The sequence below is a fragment of the Chitinophaga sp. Ak27 genome (assembly GCF_012726295.1).
In the GTDB taxonomy this organism is placed as follows: domain Bacteria; phylum Bacteroidota; class Bacteroidia; order Chitinophagales; family Chitinophagaceae; genus Chitinophaga.
In genome coordinates, this window is the sequence record NZ_JABAOB010000008.1 from 60,807 (window position 1) to 76,605 (window position 15,799).

At 45.9% G+C, this 15,799-nt stretch carries 16 protein-coding genes; 11 read left to right on the plus strand and 5 right to left on the minus strand.

Annotated features, from left to right (window positions below):
* Positions 1 to 28 precede the first annotated feature (28 nt).
* The 7 genes from HGH90_RS24180 to HGH90_RS24210 all read left to right on the plus strand — a co-directional run bounded on the left by HGH90_RS24180 (position 29) and on the right by HGH90_RS24210 (position 5,358).
* Positions 29 to 895: a UbiA-like polyprenyltransferase gene (locus tag HGH90_RS24180; protein ID WP_168766302.1), complete on the plus strand. Its 867-nt coding sequence runs from the start codon at positions 29 to 31 to the stop codon at positions 893 to 895.
* Between the two features lie 25 nt (positions 896 to 920).
* Positions 921 to 1,334 (plus strand): Holliday junction resolvase RuvX, encoded by a 414-nt coding sequence (gene ruvX, locus HGH90_RS24185; protein WP_168741444.1) that lies wholly within the window; start codon positions 921 to 923, stop codon positions 1,332 to 1,334.
* Positions 1,335 to 1,418: 84 nt separating this feature from the next.
* Entirely contained in the window at positions 1,419 to 1,997 is a 579-nt protein-coding gene (gene def / locus HGH90_RS24190; protein ID WP_168766303.1) for a peptide deformylase, read from the plus strand.
* Positions 1,998 to 2,068: 71 nt separating this feature from the next.
* Positions 2,069 to 2,620 (plus strand): RNA polymerase sigma factor, encoded by a 552-nt coding sequence (locus HGH90_RS24195; RefSeq protein ID WP_145672089.1) that lies wholly within the window; start codon positions 2,069 to 2,071, stop codon positions 2,618 to 2,620.
* Positions 2,621 to 2,686: 66 nt separating this feature from the next.
* Positions 2,687 to 3,532 (plus strand): anti-sigma factor domain-containing protein, encoded by an 846-nt coding sequence (locus HGH90_RS24200; protein WP_168766304.1) that lies wholly within the window; start codon positions 2,687 to 2,689, stop codon positions 3,530 to 3,532.
* A 168-nt stretch (positions 3,533 to 3,700) separates the two neighbouring features.
* Positions 3,701 to 4,267 (plus strand): anti-sigma factor domain-containing protein, encoded by a 567-nt coding sequence (locus tag HGH90_RS24205; protein ID WP_168766305.1) that lies wholly within the window; start codon positions 3,701 to 3,703, stop codon positions 4,265 to 4,267.
* A gap of 137 nt (positions 4,268 to 4,404) precedes the next feature.
* The gene (locus HGH90_RS24210) at positions 4,405 to 5,358 is read left to right on the plus strand and encodes a hypothetical protein (RefSeq protein WP_168766306.1); all 954 of its coding nucleotides are present in this window, start codon (positions 4,405 to 4,407) and stop codon (positions 5,356 to 5,358) included.
* Here the strand turns inward: HGH90_RS24210 and HGH90_RS24215 are convergent, their stop codons facing one another.
* Positions 5,359 to 7,035, minus strand: a complete 1,677-nt coding sequence (locus HGH90_RS24215) for a gliding motility-associated C-terminal domain-containing protein (protein ID WP_169192070.1) — start codon at positions 7,033 to 7,035, stop codon at positions 5,359 to 5,361.
* Between the two features lie 180 nt (positions 7,036 to 7,215).
* A complete protein-coding gene (locus HGH90_RS24220) occupies positions 7,216 to 8,289 on the minus strand; it encodes an RluA family pseudouridine synthase (protein ID WP_168766308.1) in 1,074 nt (357 codons plus the stop codon).
* A 118-nt stretch (positions 8,290 to 8,407) separates the two neighbouring features.
* On the opposite strand from HGH90_RS24220, the gene lipB reads away from it, so the two are divergent.
* Positions 8,408 to 9,112: a lipoyl(octanoyl) transferase LipB gene (lipB, locus tag HGH90_RS24225; RefSeq protein ID WP_168766309.1), complete on the plus strand. Its 705-nt coding sequence runs from the start codon at positions 8,408 to 8,410 to the stop codon at positions 9,110 to 9,112.
* Positions 9,113 to 9,181: 69 nt separating this feature from the next.
* Here the strand turns inward: lipB and HGH90_RS24230 are convergent, their stop codons facing one another.
* The 3 genes from HGH90_RS24230 to HGH90_RS24240 all read right to left on the minus strand — a co-directional run bounded on the left by HGH90_RS24230 (position 9,182) and on the right by HGH90_RS24240 (position 12,215).
* A complete protein-coding gene (locus tag HGH90_RS24230) occupies positions 9,182 to 9,913 on the minus strand; it encodes a hypothetical protein (RefSeq protein WP_168766310.1) in 732 nt (243 codons plus the stop codon).
* Between the two features lie 65 nt (positions 9,914 to 9,978).
* The gene (locus HGH90_RS24235; RefSeq protein WP_168766311.1) at positions 9,979 to 10,872 is read right to left on the minus strand and encodes a 1-aminocyclopropane-1-carboxylate deaminase/D-cysteine desulfhydrase; all 894 of its coding nucleotides are present in this window, start codon (positions 10,870 to 10,872) and stop codon (positions 9,979 to 9,981) included.
* A 2-nt stretch (positions 10,873 to 10,874) separates the two neighbouring features.
* On the minus strand, positions 10,875 to 12,215 hold the full coding sequence (locus HGH90_RS24240) for an alpha-L-fucosidase (protein WP_169192071.1): 1,341 nt from the start codon (positions 12,213 to 12,215) through the stop codon (positions 10,875 to 10,877).
* A gap of 130 nt (positions 12,216 to 12,345) precedes the next feature.
* Here HGH90_RS24240 and HGH90_RS24245 point away from each other — a divergent pair, with 130 nt between their 5' ends.
* The 3 genes from HGH90_RS24245 (at position 12,346) to HGH90_RS24255 (ending at position 15,747) form a co-directional block, all read left to right on the plus strand.
* A complete protein-coding gene (locus tag HGH90_RS24245; protein WP_168766313.1) occupies positions 12,346 to 13,248 on the plus strand; it encodes an NDP-sugar synthase in 903 nt (300 codons plus the stop codon).
* Positions 13,239 to 14,336, plus strand: coding sequence for a phosphotransferase enzyme family protein (locus HGH90_RS24250; protein WP_168766314.1), 1,098 nt, complete (start codon positions 13,239 to 13,241; stop codon positions 14,334 to 14,336). The genes HGH90_RS24245 and HGH90_RS24250 overlap by 10 nt, the downstream gene beginning before the upstream one ends.
* Before the next feature lie 508 nt (positions 14,337 to 14,844).
* Entirely contained in the window at positions 14,845 to 15,747 is a 903-nt protein-coding gene (locus tag HGH90_RS24255; protein ID WP_168766315.1) for a branched-chain amino acid transaminase, read from the plus strand.
* The last annotated feature ends 52 nt before the right edge of the window (positions 15,748 to 15,799 follow it).

Consider the following 15,799-nt stretch of genomic DNA (forward strand, 5'->3'; position numbering starts at 1 on the left):
GTACCGGCAGCTAAAACATAAACACTGTATGATTTCTACGGTTAACAAATATCTTTCACTGGTTAAATTCAGTCATACCATTTTTGCCATGCCTTTTGCATTAACCGGCTTCTTTATGGCTACTACTAAGGGTGGCGGCAGTTTTAGCTGGACTACTTTCGGGCTGGTGGTATTGTGTATGGTATTTGCCCGCAGTGCGGCCATGGCCTTCAACCGCTGGCTGGATGTGGATATCGACAAACTCAATCCTCGTACTGCGAAAAGAGAAATACCAGCAGGTATCATATCTCCCAATAACGCTTTATTTTTTATCATAGCCAATGTGGTACTGTTCATCGTTACCACCTGGTTTATCAACAGGATTTGTTTTTACCTGTCGCCGGTGGCATTGCTGGTGGTGCTGGGATATAGTTATACCAAGCGTTTTACTGCGCTTTGCCATATGGTGCTTGGCGTGGGACTGGCATTGGCGCCCATTGGCGCTTACCTGGCGGTAACCGGTGAGTTTGCGCTGTTGCCGGTGCTGATGTCTTTCCTGGTGTTGTGTTGGGTGGCTGGCTTCGATATTATTTATTCCCTGCAGGATGAAGATTTTGATAAGTCACAGCAACTGAATTCAATCCCGGCCTGGCTGGGACTTTCCGGCGCCCTGCGCTTTTCGGAATTGCTGCACGTGGTGGCAGCTGCCTTAGTGATAACAATTGGCCTCACCGGGCATTTTCACTGGCTGTTCTGGATAGGCGCCGCGGTATTTATTGTAATGCTGGTATCCCAGCATTTGCTGGTAAAGCCCAATGACCTGAGCCGCATCAATGTAATGTTTATGACCACCAATGGTATTGCCAGCGTGGTGTTTGCCATATTTGCCATTACAGATATGCTGGTACTGGGATAATATATTCACCTCAAAAGATATTGATATGCCTCGTTTAATGGCCATTGACTATGGAAAGAAGAGAACCGGACTGGCCGTAACAGATCCGCTGCAGCTGATTGCCAGTGGATTAACTACCATCCCTACCCATGAATTGATTCCTTTCCTGAAGAAATATTTTGCAGCCGAACCGGTGGAAACGATCGTAATAGGAGAGCCTAAAAACCTGGACGGAACGGCTACCGATGCTACGGCCCTGGTAGCAGAATGCATCCGGGTCATCAAGAAAAATTTCCCCGATATCCCCATCGTCCGGGTAGATGAGCGGTTTACGTCAAAAATGGCCTTCCAGACAATGATCGACAGCGGGCTGAAGAAGAAAGACCGCCGGGATAAAGCGCTAGTCGACGAAATCAGCGCCACAATCATGCTCCAGGAATACCTGAGAAATAAAATATAAAATAAAGTTGTTATAATGAGCCGCAACAGGGGAGCTACAAGCCTGAAATTGTCTATCTTTGCGGATTAAACCAAGAATTTGAACATGATTTTGCCAATAGTAGCATATGGGCACCCGGTATTAAGAAAAGTAGCGGAAGACATTACGCCCGATTATCCTGGTCTGAAGGAATTGATTGAAAATATGTGGTCTACCATGTACGGTTCCAATGGCGTAGGCATTGCAGCCCCACAGGTAAATAAAGCAATACGGTTGTTTGTAGTGGATAGCGAGCAGATTATTAATAACCTGGAAGAAGAGGAGAAAGACGACTATCCCGGCGACAACGGTGTAAAGGGAGTATTTATCAATGCACATATAGTGGAAACCGGTGGAAAAGAATGGGCCTATAACGAAGGTTGCCTGAGCATTCCCAAAGTACGCGAAGATGTAAACCGTGCGGAAACAGTGACCTTAAGCTATGTAGATGAAAACTTTACACCACATGTGAAAACATTTACAGGTGTTACCGCCAGGGTAATCCTTCACGAATATGACCACATTGATGGGGTGTTATTTATCGATCACCTGAAACCCCTGAAACGCAGAATGCTGAAAAGTAAACTCGACGATATCTCCAAAGGCAAAATCAGGGTGGATTACAAGATGACGTTCCCTAAATAGGAAATAATTTTGTAATGTAAAGAAAACCTGTTATTTTGGTATTATAAAGTATAACATCCATATCCTCAACCTTGGGAGCTACCTTAACATACACTGAAGTAGAGCTGATTCAGGGCCTTTTGGCCAGGGAGGAAAAGATATTTACCTACCTATACGATCACTATTCACCCGCTTTATACGGTGTAGCCCTCAAGGTAGTAGGCGAAGAAGCTGCTGCTGGGGATGTACTGCAAGAAGTGTTCGTAAAAATATGGCGTAATATAGACCGTTATGATCCCTCAAAAGGCCGCCTGTTCACCTGGATGCTAAACATAACACGCAACACAGCGATAGATAGTCTCCGATCCAAAAACCACAAGTTAGATCAACGGATACAGGATGTCAACAGTGCATCACTGGTATACGAGCCGCAACTGGCAGTTCACTTATCTGTAGATCACCTCGGCCTGAGTAAGGTGATAGAACAGTTACAGAAAGATCAGCGCATTATTATTGATATGGCTTATTTTAAGGGTCATACACAGGAAGAAATAGCCAAATCTCTTGAAATACCTTTAGGAACCGTGAAGACCCGCATGCGCAACGCTATTATCCAATTGAGAACACTCTTAAAACAGTTGTAATACGGAAACATAGTGGATGTACAACGCTACATATCATCTGGAATTCTTGAAAGCTACGTTTTTGGCATGTTGCCGGAAGCAGAACGTAGCGAAGTAGAGGCTATCGTAGGACAATATCCTGATGTAAAAGCCGCTGTAAACTCGTTGCAGCTGGACAAGGAAAGATTTGTTCAGTTGTATGCCGTTTCACCTCCATCTGCTATTAAAGACAAGTTAACAGAAATTATTCGCCAGGAAAATACCCTGGAAGGCAATGAAAAGTTGCCGGAAGACTTACGTATCCCCAGCCACCAGCCTCCTGGTGAAAAAAAAAAGCCCGTAAAGGAAGCCGTAATTAAACAACTGCCGGTCGCCAGGAAAAAGGATGACCGCAAATGGAAAATAATGACCGCCGCTATCGTGATTTTATTAATAGGTAGTGTGCTCCTGAATTTTTTCTTCTTCCAGAAATCCACCGACTATAAAAGCCGTTACAAATCGTTGATTGCAACCAAAGAAAAACTGGAGGCAGAAAAACAGCGCGAAGCCTTAACCAGCGTCCACTCTCCGGCAGCTCCGGTAATAGATCCGCTGAGCGATCCCGCTTTTAAATGGACTACTATCCAGGGTGCAGGCTTGTTTAGGGGAAAGACCGTTGCAGTGGGCTGGAACGCAGGTACGCAAGCGGTTTACCTGCAGGCCAGGTTGATGCCGGCACCCCCCGCTGGCAAGCAATTCCAATTGTGGGCCATCATTAATAAGAAGCTGGTGGATGAAGGTGTTTTTGAAACCGGTGCAGAGGCTGCCCAGGTATTACAACAAATGAAGCCACTGGCGGCTGCCCAGGGCTTTGCCGTAACATTGGAAAAAGCAGGAGGTAACTCCCAACCCTCTATGGATCAGGTGTGTATGTCGGCAAAGATTGCGATGTAAAAATGTAAGAAAAGCCCCTGTTGTTTTAGATCGGGTGGCTGATGTGCAGAGATAAGTGGGAATAATTCAATATCCGTCAATTTTATTCTCTAACATCAATAATGAACCAGATCCGCAGGAGGGTGACCCTGTACCCGATTAAGACCTGCAACCACCAAAAGTATGTCCATGCAAGAAGAAACAACCAAAAGCCTATCCTGGAAATGGATTGCTGCCGCAGCTGCCATACTGCTGATCGGTAGCCTCATTCTCAACTATGTGTTCTTTAACCGGTACAACGAATTCAAAGAGTACAAAGACAAATACGAATCTTTGCTCCTCTCTCAGAACTCCATTTTGTCAAAGAGCAATCTTTACAAAACCCGCTTAGAGCAAATGGAAGAATCGATGGATATTATCCAGGATCCTAAAGTATTGAAGGTGCCAATGCCAGGAACCAAGGCATTCCCTGAAGCATTAGCCACCGTATTCTGGAATCCGCAGAGCCAGCAGGTTTACCTGAAGGTGAACAAGCTGCCGGAACCAGCCGCCGACAAACAGTACCAGCTCTGGGCTATCGTAGACGGTAAGCCCGTAGACATGGGCGTGTTCGAAATGGGTGATACCGCCAAACTCCTCCAGAAAATGAAAGTAACCGGCAAAGCACAAATGTTCGCCGTTACCCTGGAGAAAAAAGGTGGCGCCGTATCTCCAACAATGGAACAAATGTATGTGGCCGGAAAAATTCCGGGATAGAAGAAAGGCAGAAAGCTGAAAACTGAAAGTAAAAAGCTATTATGGAGAATGATCCGCGCGTATATATTACCCGCTTTGGTCATTCTCCGTAGTAGCTTTTTGCTTTCCGCCTTCTGCTTTTTCCTTAAATTGCAGGCATGTCACATATTTGGAAAAGTATAGCCGGAGCCGTAGCCGGCAGCCTGCTACTGTTTACACAACTCAATGCCCAGGATACAGCCCGCTATAAAGGCATGACGGTTAACCTGGACGAAGTAATTGTGGAAGCAAAACGTATAGGCTTCGACGTTAACAGCTTTATTAAAAGGGTAGAAGAAGACACTACCTTTTACCGTGCATTCAAAAATTTACATATCGTAGGATTTGATGCCATTAACGACATCCAGATACTGGACAAAGGCGGTACCCAGGTAAAAGCTTCCCTCTTTAACCGCACCCACCAGGACATGAAAGGTAGGTGCCGTACCATGCAAACGACCGACGAAAAAATAACCGGCGATTTTTATACCCGCAAAGGAAATTATAACTACTATACTGCTGAATTATACGCTAACCTATTTTTTACCAAAGGCACCGTTTGCGTAGATGAAACCGGCGAATCACCCGAACGCTCCAGCGGAAGCCTCGCCCGGCATAAATCACAGCTGAAACAACTTATCTTCAATCCCGGTAAGCCCGTACATGGCGTACCCATCGTGGGCCAGAAAGTAGCTATCTTCAATTATGAAGTGATGCGCTTCTACGATTTTTCTATTTCCGCCCAAAATTATGTAGATGGAACCCCTTGCTATGTATTTACCGCAAAAGCCAAACCTGACCTCAACCGTATCGACCGCGCCGATATTGTAATAGATGAGTTGATCACCTGGTTTAATAAAGATAATTTTGAAATCGTGGGACGTAAGTACGCCTTGTCTTACAAAACAATGCTGTTCGACTTTAACGTAAAGATGAATGTACAGATGACGAAATACAACGGGTTACTGATTCCTTCCCTCGTTTCTTACAGCGGTACCTGGAATGTACCTTTCAAAAAGCGCGAAACTGCCGTTTTTGCCGCAAAATTCATGAATTTTACCGCCGCTCAGTAATTAGTTCAGCAGCGTAATAGTACCGGTTTTATGCACCGGTAACCGCGTGTCCGTTTCTTTGTAGTCCACAATCCATACATAGGTGGCTACATCTGCTGTTTTCCCGTTGATTTTCCCATTCCAGCCTACCTGGGGATCGGTGGTATAGAATATCCGCTCACCCCAGCGATTGTAAATGCTGATGGTATAATCGTAGATAGGACAACGATAAATGGGCCGGAAAAAGTCGTTCCTGCCATCGCCGTTAGGTGTGAAAGCGGTAGGGAAAAATAACTGACAAATGCAATCGTGATACCCCACTGTTACAGAATCGACCGACTTGCCGCAGCTGTTATATGCTACCATAGCATATATACCCGGCCTGGTCACTGTGTACAGGGGAGTGCTGGTGCTGTCCTGCCACTTAAAAATGCCACCACCGGCGCCGGTAGCCCGCAATTGGTATACTTCATTTTTACAAAGCAATGTGTCCGGACCCAGGTTCACCCGCAGGGTATCGTCGAATGCCACTGAAATACTGTCGAACGACTCACAGCGGCCTATCTTGGCATGCACATAGTAAAAGCCCGGTTTGGTCACATAATAGGTGGCCTGGTCCGAGCCATCCTGCCAGCGATAAACCCCGTTGCCGAAATCGGCTGTCAACACCAGGAAATTACCTTTACAAATGGTGGTATCGTTGCCCAGGTTCAGCTTCTTCAGGCGATTGTAGTTAATGAAAATAGTATCTACCACACTACAGGTATGATTTATTTCTACCAGTGCCCAGAGATTGGTGGTCTGGTTAATGGTAACAGACGGCGTAGTGGCGCCGGTACTCCATTCCCATTTGGTAGCTTCGGGGATCTTTGGCGCTATCGTAATAGATTCGCCCGGGCATAATAAAGTATCGGGCCCCAGCGAAAAAGGATAGGGAGCACCGGTAAAGGTAATGGTTACCTGGGCCGACATCATGGCGCAACCTTTCGGAAACACATCTACATGATAAGTACCCGAAGCAGTTACCGGCTGCGTAGGCTCTGTATTACCGGTATTCCACAGGTAGGTACAGTTCTGGGCGGTAGCGTCCAGGGTTATGTTTTCACCGGTGCAAAGTATGAGGTCTTTGCCCAGGTCTATTTTAGGAATGGGTGTATAAAAAATATTTACCGAATCAGGGTTCGGACATCCGTTAATTTTTACTTTATAGGTAGCAGAGGTGTCTACAAGAATGCTGCTGCCGGTAGAACCATCCTGCCACAGGTAAGTGGCGCCTGGTATTACTGGTGCGCTGAGCGTCATAGTGGAACCCTGACATAAGGTGATATCCTGCGGCCCCAGGTCGAAAATCACCGGTGTTACGATGGTAATAGGTTGTATGGTAGTATCAGGTACTCCCTGCCGCCACGCAATGAGTGTATCATTGTAAGTGCCGGTAGCAGTATAAATATGGAAAGCTCCCCGGATATTAACAGCAGAATCTTTTGATCCGGATGCCGGATCACCGAAATACCATTTTACGGAATCAATTCCCGCCGGAGTATTGATCTGGAAAAAGGAGGTATCATTTACGCAGGTAGAAGATACAGTAAACGGGGTTTTGCCCTGTGCGGCGGTAGTTTCGGGGAGCAGGCAACAGGCAGCCAGCACAAGCATCAGGTATAAGATACGAACGGAAATGGATCTTTGGCTTCTCATGTATTGACATGGGTAATTACCGCTAAGATAATATAAAACATGTAGAATATTTTTAATAATAAATGTAGAAGGCATAAAGCGGAAAGCAAAAAGCTATTGTGGAGAATGACCAAAGTGATTTAAATATTCGCTAAGATCATTCTCCACAATAGCTTTTTGCTTTCTGCTTTCTGCTATAGATCAGCTTTCTTCATCTCTCAGCGGCCTGGCAGAGATATACCTTTTCCACTTTTCCAATACGCTGGTGAAATCGGCCGGCAATGGGCTTTCGAAATGCATTTGTTGACGGGTACGCGGATGTATGAATCCCAGCTGTTGCGCATGCAGGGCATGGCGGGGCATAATATCGAAGCAATTATCGATGAACTGTTTATACTTCGTATATACGGTGCCTTTTACAATACGATTGCCGCCATAGGTTTCATCGTTGAAGAGTGAATGGCCAATATGTTGCATGTGTACACGGATCTGGTGGGTACGGCCAGTTTCCAGCCGGCATTCTACCAGGCTCACGTAGTTGAAGCGTTCCAACACCCGGTAGTGGGTAATGGCTTCTTTCCCATATTCACCATCGGGATACGCATCCATGATTTTCCTTAACCGTTGGTGACGGCCTACGTGGGCTACTACCGTTCCTTCATCCTCTTCAAAATCACCCCATACCAGCGCTATATAACGGCGATGCACGCTATGGTCAAAGAATTGTTTGGCCAGGTCATTCATGGCTTTAGACGATTTGGCGATGACCAGTAACCCGCTGGTATTTTTATCGATCCGATGCACCAACCCGAAGCGCGGAATTTCTGGCTCCGTCACCTGTGTTTTATCTCCCAGGTACCACGACAAGCCGTTTACCAGGGTACCATCGCGGTTACCACAACCGGGATGTACTACCAGGCCGGCCGGTTTATCAATCACCATCACATCTTCGTCCTCGTATACTATGTTCAGCGGTAACTCTTGTGGAATAATGTCGTTGTTCTCCGGATTCCGGTTGGAAAACACCACAATCCTGTCCAGTGGCCGGATTTTGTAATTGGCTTTAACGGGTTTATCGTTTACCAATACCATCTCACCATCCAGGGCTTGTTGTATCTTGTTGCGGGTAGCGCCTTCAATGCGGTTTGTAAGGAACTTATCGATACGGAGGGGCTCCTGACCTTTGTCCACCACCATATTAATTTTCTCATATAATTCCTCACTGCCATCGCCATTATCCAGCTCATCTTCCAATTCCAGCAGTTCTTCAGCCATTAATATTATTTTTTTGCAAAGGTAAAGTTTAGTTGCCAGTTTAGCAGCTCCCGGGCAAATGTTCCGGATCACGGCGAATTGGCGTACCTTCGCGCAGCGAAAAAGAACCAGTACGATCATGGAAAAAGCAAAACAACAGATTGTAGTAAAAGACCTTGGCACCATCGGTTACCAGGCCGCCTGGGACTACCAGGAGCAGCTATTGAAGGAAAATGTGCAGTTGAAATCAACTACGCCCGCCGGGCAGCCAGCGCCTACTACCCACTACCTGCTTTTTTGCGAACATCCGCCGGTATATACCATCGGTAAAAGCGGGCATATAGAAAACCTGCTGATCTCTGAACAACGGTTGAAGGAAGAAGGTATCGAGTTTGTGCCTACCAACCGGGGCGGCGACATTACCTTCCACGGACCAGGCCAGATAGTAGGCTATCCCATATTGGACCTGGAACACTTTTTTACCGACATCGGCAAATATCTGCGTTGCCTGGAAGAGGTAATTATCCGCACCCTCGCAGAATACGGTGTTACGGGCGATCGCTCCAAAGGAGAAACCGGCGTATGGCTCGATCCACAGGATAAAGCCCAAGCCCGTAAAATATGCGCGATGGGCGTACGTTGCAGCCGCTGGGTAACTATGCATGGCTTTGCACTCAACGTTAATACCCTCCTGGATTATTTCAATAATATTATTGCCTGTGGCATCGCCGATAAACAAGTAGCGTCACTTGATAAAGAATTAGGACATGCTGTGAGTATGGAAGAAGTGAAAGCTAAGCTGAGCAAGCACTTTGGAGAAGTGTTTGAGGCGGAGATGGTGTAGGAGTGAGGTATATAAAAAAGCCCCCACGTTGCAGGCAGCGTGGGGGCTTTTTATAGCATGTTATAGCTTCTACATCTTATAATTCAACGGAATAAACAAATTCCACTTTTCTAACACCTTCCCATTCTCAAATATTTCAAAATTGAACCAGCCTGCATGCAGGAAAATCGCCTTTTCCAGGATCAGAAAAGGCCCTTTCACCTCCGGGATATCAAAGAGATAGGCCCCGTTTGGTTCATAAAATTTGACAGTATATTTTTTTCCCGGCGCATCCGGTAATTTGATATTCACATTACCATCTGCAGTGGTATAAATATAGTTTGATGGGTGCCATTGTATTCTCTCGGGTTCTTTGTTTTCCTGTTCTTTGCCTCGGAGGCCTTTGGCGGCATCCTTGATATCAGCATACTGGAGTTTCTGGTCGGCGCGAATACTGCTATCAGACAGGGCTAGTACCGTTTTACTGTACATATAACGCCCATTGGTGAATAAGATAAACAGGCGGTAGTAGTTGGTACCGGGCAGGGGCTTGTTATCGAGGTAAGCATTTCTTGTCTGGGTAGGATAGCTGGCATACCCGATGGTATTAAAATTCAGTACGCTGTCGAGCGACCGCTGAACACCGATTTCTTTGACTTGTGTAAAGCCGGAGATCCAGTCCAGTTGTATTTTACCGGTTTTAATGGTAGCCACGAAGTTGGGCAGTACGGGCGGAACATAGGTTTGTTCCTGTGCTTTCCCGGTAAATGCCGTCAATAAAAATATTCCAATAACAAAAGTTATACGCACAATTTGCTTCATACTGATTATTCCGAGCTCTTTAAGTTGGCAAAAATACACTACCGTTCAAATATAATGAACAGTTTTTAAAAGGTTAAAACGCCGGGAGGGAGGGAAAGATTGCCTTGCAGCCCGCCGGTATGTATCAGCAATACTTTGCTGTTGTCCGGGAAATAGCCTTGCAGGGCCAATTGCTGAAATGCTTTTACCAGTTTACCCGTATAAATAATATCTGTTGGAATACCTGTTTGAATATAGAAGCTATTGATAAAATCTATGAGCGCGGCCGATTTCCTGGCATAACCACCCTCGTGGAAGTCGTGTAACAGCGTCCAGACCGGGCGGATCCCGGGTTTCAGCAGGTCGTTCACCTCGCTATCCAGGTATTGGGCGCCTTTCAATACAGGGATGCCGATTACCTGCTGTTGCAGGGTAGCGCTGTTGATCAGCCCGGCCAGCGTAGTGCCGGTGCCTACGGCACAAAGTATATGTGTATAGCTGGTAGTAGGGAGAATAGACAGGATTTCTTCACACCCCCTGGCACCCAACGGATTGTGCCCGCCTTCCGGCACCAGGTGATAGTCGGGAAACAGGGAACTATAAGTATTTAAGGCGGTGCCATTCCGGTAATCTTCCCGGTTTACAAAGATCAGCCCCATACCGTTGGCGTTGGCTGTTTGCAGGGTATGGTTCCCCGATGCATGATGCTCTTCTCCGCGTATAATGCCAGTGCAGGCAATACCAGCTTCTTTACAGGCTACCGCGGTGGCTGCAATATGATTGGAGTACGCGCCTCCAAAGGTGAGTATACCGCCACAGTGATCGGCCAGCGCGGCCTGTATATTATGTTTTAATTTAAACCATTTATTGCCGGATATCTCCGGATGAAGCTGATCTAAACGCAGCATGGCTGCGGAGATGTGTTCCGGCAGCCATGCGGGGTGTATAGATGTTAAGCTGATGTTGCTATAATCCAGCATAGTTATTCGTTGGTGAGAAAACCGCCTTTTCCCCTGTATAGCTTCACGGCTTTGTCCAGCTTCACTTTCAGTACGGTCACATATTTATCCTGTACTTGTTCTGGAACGTCAATATATACCAGTCCCGGTACCGGGCTCCAGGAGATCTTACCTACTATCTTATGCGACAGCGGGGTGTTATTGCCCAATACGGTGATGCTTTCTATTTTATTAGATAGTCCTTTTACCATAATCGGGCCGCTGGTTTTAGCAGCAAGGAACAGGAAAAGGGTGGTGGAATCTTTCGACAGGGTGGTAGGGCCATAGAAATGCCCTTGTGGGATACCGCCAATGGTGTTAAAAATAGCCTCCCCATTACGTTTATTCCAGGCGCCCAATTCTTTGAGCAGGTGTACTTCTTCATCCGGGATGCTGCCGTCAGCACGTGGACCTATGTCCAGCAGCAGGTTGCCGCCATTGGCCACGGCATCTGCGAAGATGGTGATGATTTCGTAGGGCGTTTTCCAGTTGGTGTCCTGTGGCTGCCATCCCCAGTTGTTGTTGATGGTCATACATAGCTCCCACCAGTGGAAATGCGGACGGGTAACGGGGAAATTCTGTTCGGGAGTGTCGTAGTCGCCATACCCTTGTAAACGTCCGTTGATAATGGTGTTAGGATTATGGTCGGTGAGCATTTTACGCATTTTAGGAGCTTCCCATTCTTCGGCAGAATGTTCCCAGTCGCCGTCAAACCACCACAGGTCGGGGTTGAATTTGTTCATTACCTCCGCCATCTGGCCTTCGTAAAACCCAAGGAACTTTTTCCATCTTTCGGGCTGTGCTTTGATATCATAGCGGTTGCTGTCTTTCAAAAACTGTGGATAATCCGGGTAACTCCAGTCGATGAGGGAGAAATAGGCCCCACATTTGATACTATCGCGCCGCAGGGCTGCAAAGAAGGGGGTGAGCACATCTCTTTTGGCCGGCGTGCTCTTAGCAACATTCAGTTTACTGTATTTGCTGTCCCACAGGGCTACACCGTCGTGGTGTTTGGTGGTCATAACCGCATAGCGGGCGCCAGATTCCTTGATTAGGTCGGCCCAGGCCTGTGGATTGTAGTTACTGGCGGTAAAGCCTTTTAGCTGCCGCATGTAATCGGGATAAGAGATTTTTTTGTTGTGGAATGACCAGGATTCATCGATTCCATTCACAGAATAAATCCCCCAGTGGATGAAAATGCCCAATTTGGCATCCGCAAACCACTGCATTTTTTCTTTGATCTCTTCAGGATTTGTTTTTTCTTGCGCATTGGCAGTAGTAAAAAGCTGCATGGCAAGGACTCCCAGCACTAGTAATCTCTTCATTGTTCGGTTTAATTAATCTTTAAAATACGTGTTCTACACAAAAAGAAAGTGTGAAAATAGTTTTAATGATTAAATTTAACGCCGTTATTTTAGGTAAATAGTTGTCAATTATAAAACTAATATCAGCAAAATGCAACCGACTTTATTGATTTTGGCGGCCGGAATGGCCAGTCGTTATGGCAGTTTGAAGCAAATCCAGCAATTTGGCCCCAGCGGAGAAACTATCATTGATTACTCTATTTACGACGCTATCAGCGCCGGTTTTGGAAAGATTGTGTTCATTATCCGCGAAAACTTTGCTACAGAGTTCAAAGAAATCTTTGAACCTAAGCTGAAAGGTCGTGTAGAAGTGGATTATGTATTCCAGGAAATGGATGCATTTGTAGGTAATCACACTATTCCTGCCGACAGAACCAAGCCATGGGGTACCGCTCATGCGATCCTTTGTGCAAAGAACGCCATCAATGAGCCATTTGCAGTAATCAACGCGGATGACTTCTATGGCACCGACTCTTTCGTAAAAATGGCGGCTTTCCTGAAAAATGACTGTAAGCCAGATGTATACAGCGTAGTAGGTTATGAATTGGGCAAAACCATCAGTGAACATGGCTCTGTATCCCGCGGTGTTTGCGAAGTGGGCACTACGCAAAACCTCACTGCGATCAATGAAAGGACTAAAATATACAAAGACGGCGATCAGATCGTGTATGAAGACGCAGACGGCGGCAAGCACCCGCTGGCAGCCAATACACCTGTATCTATGAACTTCTGGGGATTCCATCCCAGCGTGTTCCAGCTGAGCCAGGACTTATTTACCGAATTCCTGGATAAGAACATCAGCAATCCTAAGTCTGAATTCTTTATTCCGATTGTAGCTGATGAATTTATCCGTCGCGGTAAAGGCGAAGTAAAAGTATTACCGACCAGCGCACAGTGGTTTGGTGTTACTTACAAAGAAGATGCACCCGGCGTGCAGGCCAGCCTATCCGAGCTGGTTAAGAAGGGAGAATATCCAGACAATTTATGGAAATAAAACCCAACACAAAGATCCTTCAGGCTTTCGGATTGGAGCCTGAAGGATTAAATGTCCGAAGATTTGGATCAGGACACATCAACAACACTTTTTTGCTGGAAAAAAAGCAGGACGGCAGTAAGTATGTTTTACAGAAAATCAATGTAAACGTATTTAAGGAACCAGGAGTGATCGCCGCCAACCAGAGAATGGCAGCAGATTTCCTGGCAGTTCATCATCCCGGCTATCTGTTTATTACGCCGATCCCCACGGTTAATGGGGAAGAGCTCTTTGTAATTGACAACGAATACTGGAGAATGATCCCTTTTATTGCGGATTCCGTAACGGTAGATCAGGCCGACAACCCAAAGCAGGCGTATGAAGCAGCCAAACAGTTTGGCCGCCTCGCCAGTTACCTTTCGGGAATTGACCTGAAGCCGTTTAAAGCTTCTATTCCAAACTTTCACAACCTTACCTTGCGGTACAGCGCCTTCCAGGAAGCTATCCGCACCGCTAAGGAAGACAGGAAAGCTGCAGCAGAAGAGATGATTGAAGAATTCCTCCGCTATTCTGACATCGCTGTAACGTATGAACAACTGAAAACAAATCCCGATTTCAGGGACCATCTGATGCACCACGATACCAAAATCAATAACGTATTGCTCAACAAGGATACTTATGAAGGTATTTGTGTGTGTGACCTGGATACCCTGATGCCCGGTAAAATCATCTCAGACCTCGGCGACATGGTACGTACCTATGTTTGCCCCGTTTCTGAAGAAGAAAAAGATTTCAGCCAGATCGTTATCCGCGAAGAATACTACGAGGCCCTCATGCAGGGGTATCTCGAAGAGATTGGCGGTACTTTAACCAAAGTAGAAAAAGAACAACTGTTCTTTGCCGGGAAGTTCATGATCTACATGCAGGGGATCAGATTCCTCACCGATTACCTGAACGGTGATGTATACTATCCCATTAAACATCCGACACACAACTATGACCGCGCTAAAAACCAACTGGTATTACTCCAGCGGCTCATGGAAAAAGAAGCGATACTGCAGGAAATTATCGACAAATGCCTGCTTATCAGCGTAACAAGTGAACAGTAAAATGAAATCATTTTTAGAACGTGAACAGTAAATGAAATGAAATCATTTAGATCCCGGTGCACCCCGCACCGGGATTTTTTTTGCCCCTTTATCCGTGTTTTGTACACAAAACTGGTAGATTAATTTATAAGGAACTATTGGATTGTTTAGAAAAAGAATAAGTATGGAGCTCTTTTTTTAAATATTTTCAAAAACATCTAATGTGATTAATTTTTTACGAAATATTGGGAAGGTTGTTGTTTTTTATTTTTTTCGCGAATACTTTTGTAGAAACACAGTCAATAACAAACACCTCCATGTGGGTAAATAAAGACAATATAAAACTTAATCACATCGTACCTCAGCTCAACTGGGCTATCACGAAGGTCGTGATTATCGTCGTTGTCATTATTAGCCACCAGTTCGGAGGATAGGTAAACGTGCATATAATCACAAAATATAGAGCCTTCCTCCGCAAAGAGGAAGGCTTTTTTTTTGGACGATAGATTCCTGGTATAATTTCAATTTTATGTATAGCTATTACAACGACAACACCATTCTTTACATCAACGGGGAGTACACCAAAGCGAACACCGCTACCACTGACCTGTTTGGCCAATCGCTCCACTACGGTTACGCAGTATTTGAAGGCATCCGCGCCTACAAGACCGCTAACGGGGAAGTGAAAATTTTTAAAGCAAAAGAACACTTCGACCGCCTCCAGCGCTCTTGTGAACTGATCCACATCCCTTACAAATTTGATAACGAAGCGTTGATCGCCGCTTGTTACAAAGTACTGGAGATGAATAACATGGAAGAAGCTTACATCCGACCGCTGGTTTTCTGTCCGCCTAACATGACCCTCAAAGCAGCATCGGAATCAAATATCCTGATCTGTGCATGGGAATGGGGAGCGTACCTGGGAGAAAAATTGCTGCGCGTAATGACCTCCTCTTACGAGCGACCTAATCCCAAAGCCTTTAAAATAGAATCCAAGTCCGCCGGCCTCTACGTAAATTCGATACTGGCCTCACAGGAAGCAAAAGAAAAAGGCTACGATGAAGCACTCCTCCTCGATATGAATGGCTACGTTGCAGAAGGCCCCGGTGCTAATATCTTCTTCGAAAAAGACGGCAAAATCTACACTCCTCCTGCCGGTAACATCCTCCCAGGCATCACCCGCGCTACCGTTATCGAACTTTGCCAGGAACTGAATATCCCACTGGAAGAAAAATTATTTACCATCGCTGAACTGAAAGAAGCCGAATGCGCCTTCTTCTGCGGTACCGCCGCCGAAGTAATTGGTCTCGACTCCCTCGACGGACAACCATTCGGTAAACCATGGGCGCAGTCACTCGGAAAAGTACTGCAACAGGCCTACAAAGCCAGAGTACTGGAAAAATCCTTCCAACGCGAAGCTCAACTGGCCTAAATAATATACAGCTGAAAGCTGAAAGCCGAAAGCACAAAGCTATTGAAGCGGA

Coding starts and splice junctions, on each gene's coding strand:
- ruvX (WP_168741444.1), top strand. CDS start 921: ATGCCTCGTTTAATGGCCATTGACTATGGAAAGAAGAGAACCGGACTG.
- HGH90_RS24255 (WP_168766315.1), top strand. CDS start 14,845: ATGTATAGCTATTACAACGACAACACCATTCTTTACATCAACGGGGAG.
- def (WP_168766303.1), top strand. CDS start 1,419: ATGATTTTGCCAATAGTAGCATATGGGCACCCGGTATTAAGAAAAGTA.
- HGH90_RS24240 (WP_169192071.1), bottom strand. CDS start 12,215: ATGAAGAGATTACTAGTGCTGGGAGTCCTTGCCATGCAGCTTTTTACT.
- HGH90_RS24180 (WP_168766302.1), top strand. CDS start 29: ATGATTTCTACGGTTAACAAATATCTTTCACTGGTTAAATTCAGTCAT.
- HGH90_RS24230 (WP_168766310.1), bottom strand. CDS start 9,913: ATGAAGCAAATTGTGCGTATAACTTTTGTTATTGGAATATTTTTATTG.
- HGH90_RS24220 (WP_168766308.1), bottom strand. CDS start 8,289: ATGGCTGAAGAACTGCTGGAATTGGAAGATGAGCTGGATAATGGCGAT.
- HGH90_RS24215 (WP_169192070.1), bottom strand. CDS start 7,035: ATGAGAAGCCAAAGATCCATTTCCGTTCGTATCTTATACCTGATGCTT.
- HGH90_RS24235 (WP_168766311.1), bottom strand. CDS start 10,872: ATGCTGGATTATAGCAACATCAGCTTAACATCTATACACCCCGCATGG.
- HGH90_RS24205 (WP_168766305.1), top strand. CDS start 3,701: ATGCAAGAAGAAACAACCAAAAGCCTATCCTGGAAATGGATTGCTGCC.
- HGH90_RS24250 (WP_168766314.1), top strand. CDS start 13,239: ATGGAAATAAAACCCAACACAAAGATCCTTCAGGCTTTCGGATTGGAG.
- lipB (WP_168766309.1), top strand. CDS start 8,408: ATGGAAAAAGCAAAACAACAGATTGTAGTAAAAGACCTTGGCACCATC.
- HGH90_RS24210 (WP_168766306.1), top strand. CDS start 4,405: ATGTCACATATTTGGAAAAGTATAGCCGGAGCCGTAGCCGGCAGCCTG.
- HGH90_RS24245 (WP_168766313.1), top strand. CDS start 12,346: ATGCAACCGACTTTATTGATTTTGGCGGCCGGAATGGCCAGTCGTTAT.
- HGH90_RS24200 (WP_168766304.1), top strand. CDS start 2,687: ATGTTGCCGGAAGCAGAACGTAGCGAAGTAGAGGCTATCGTAGGACAA.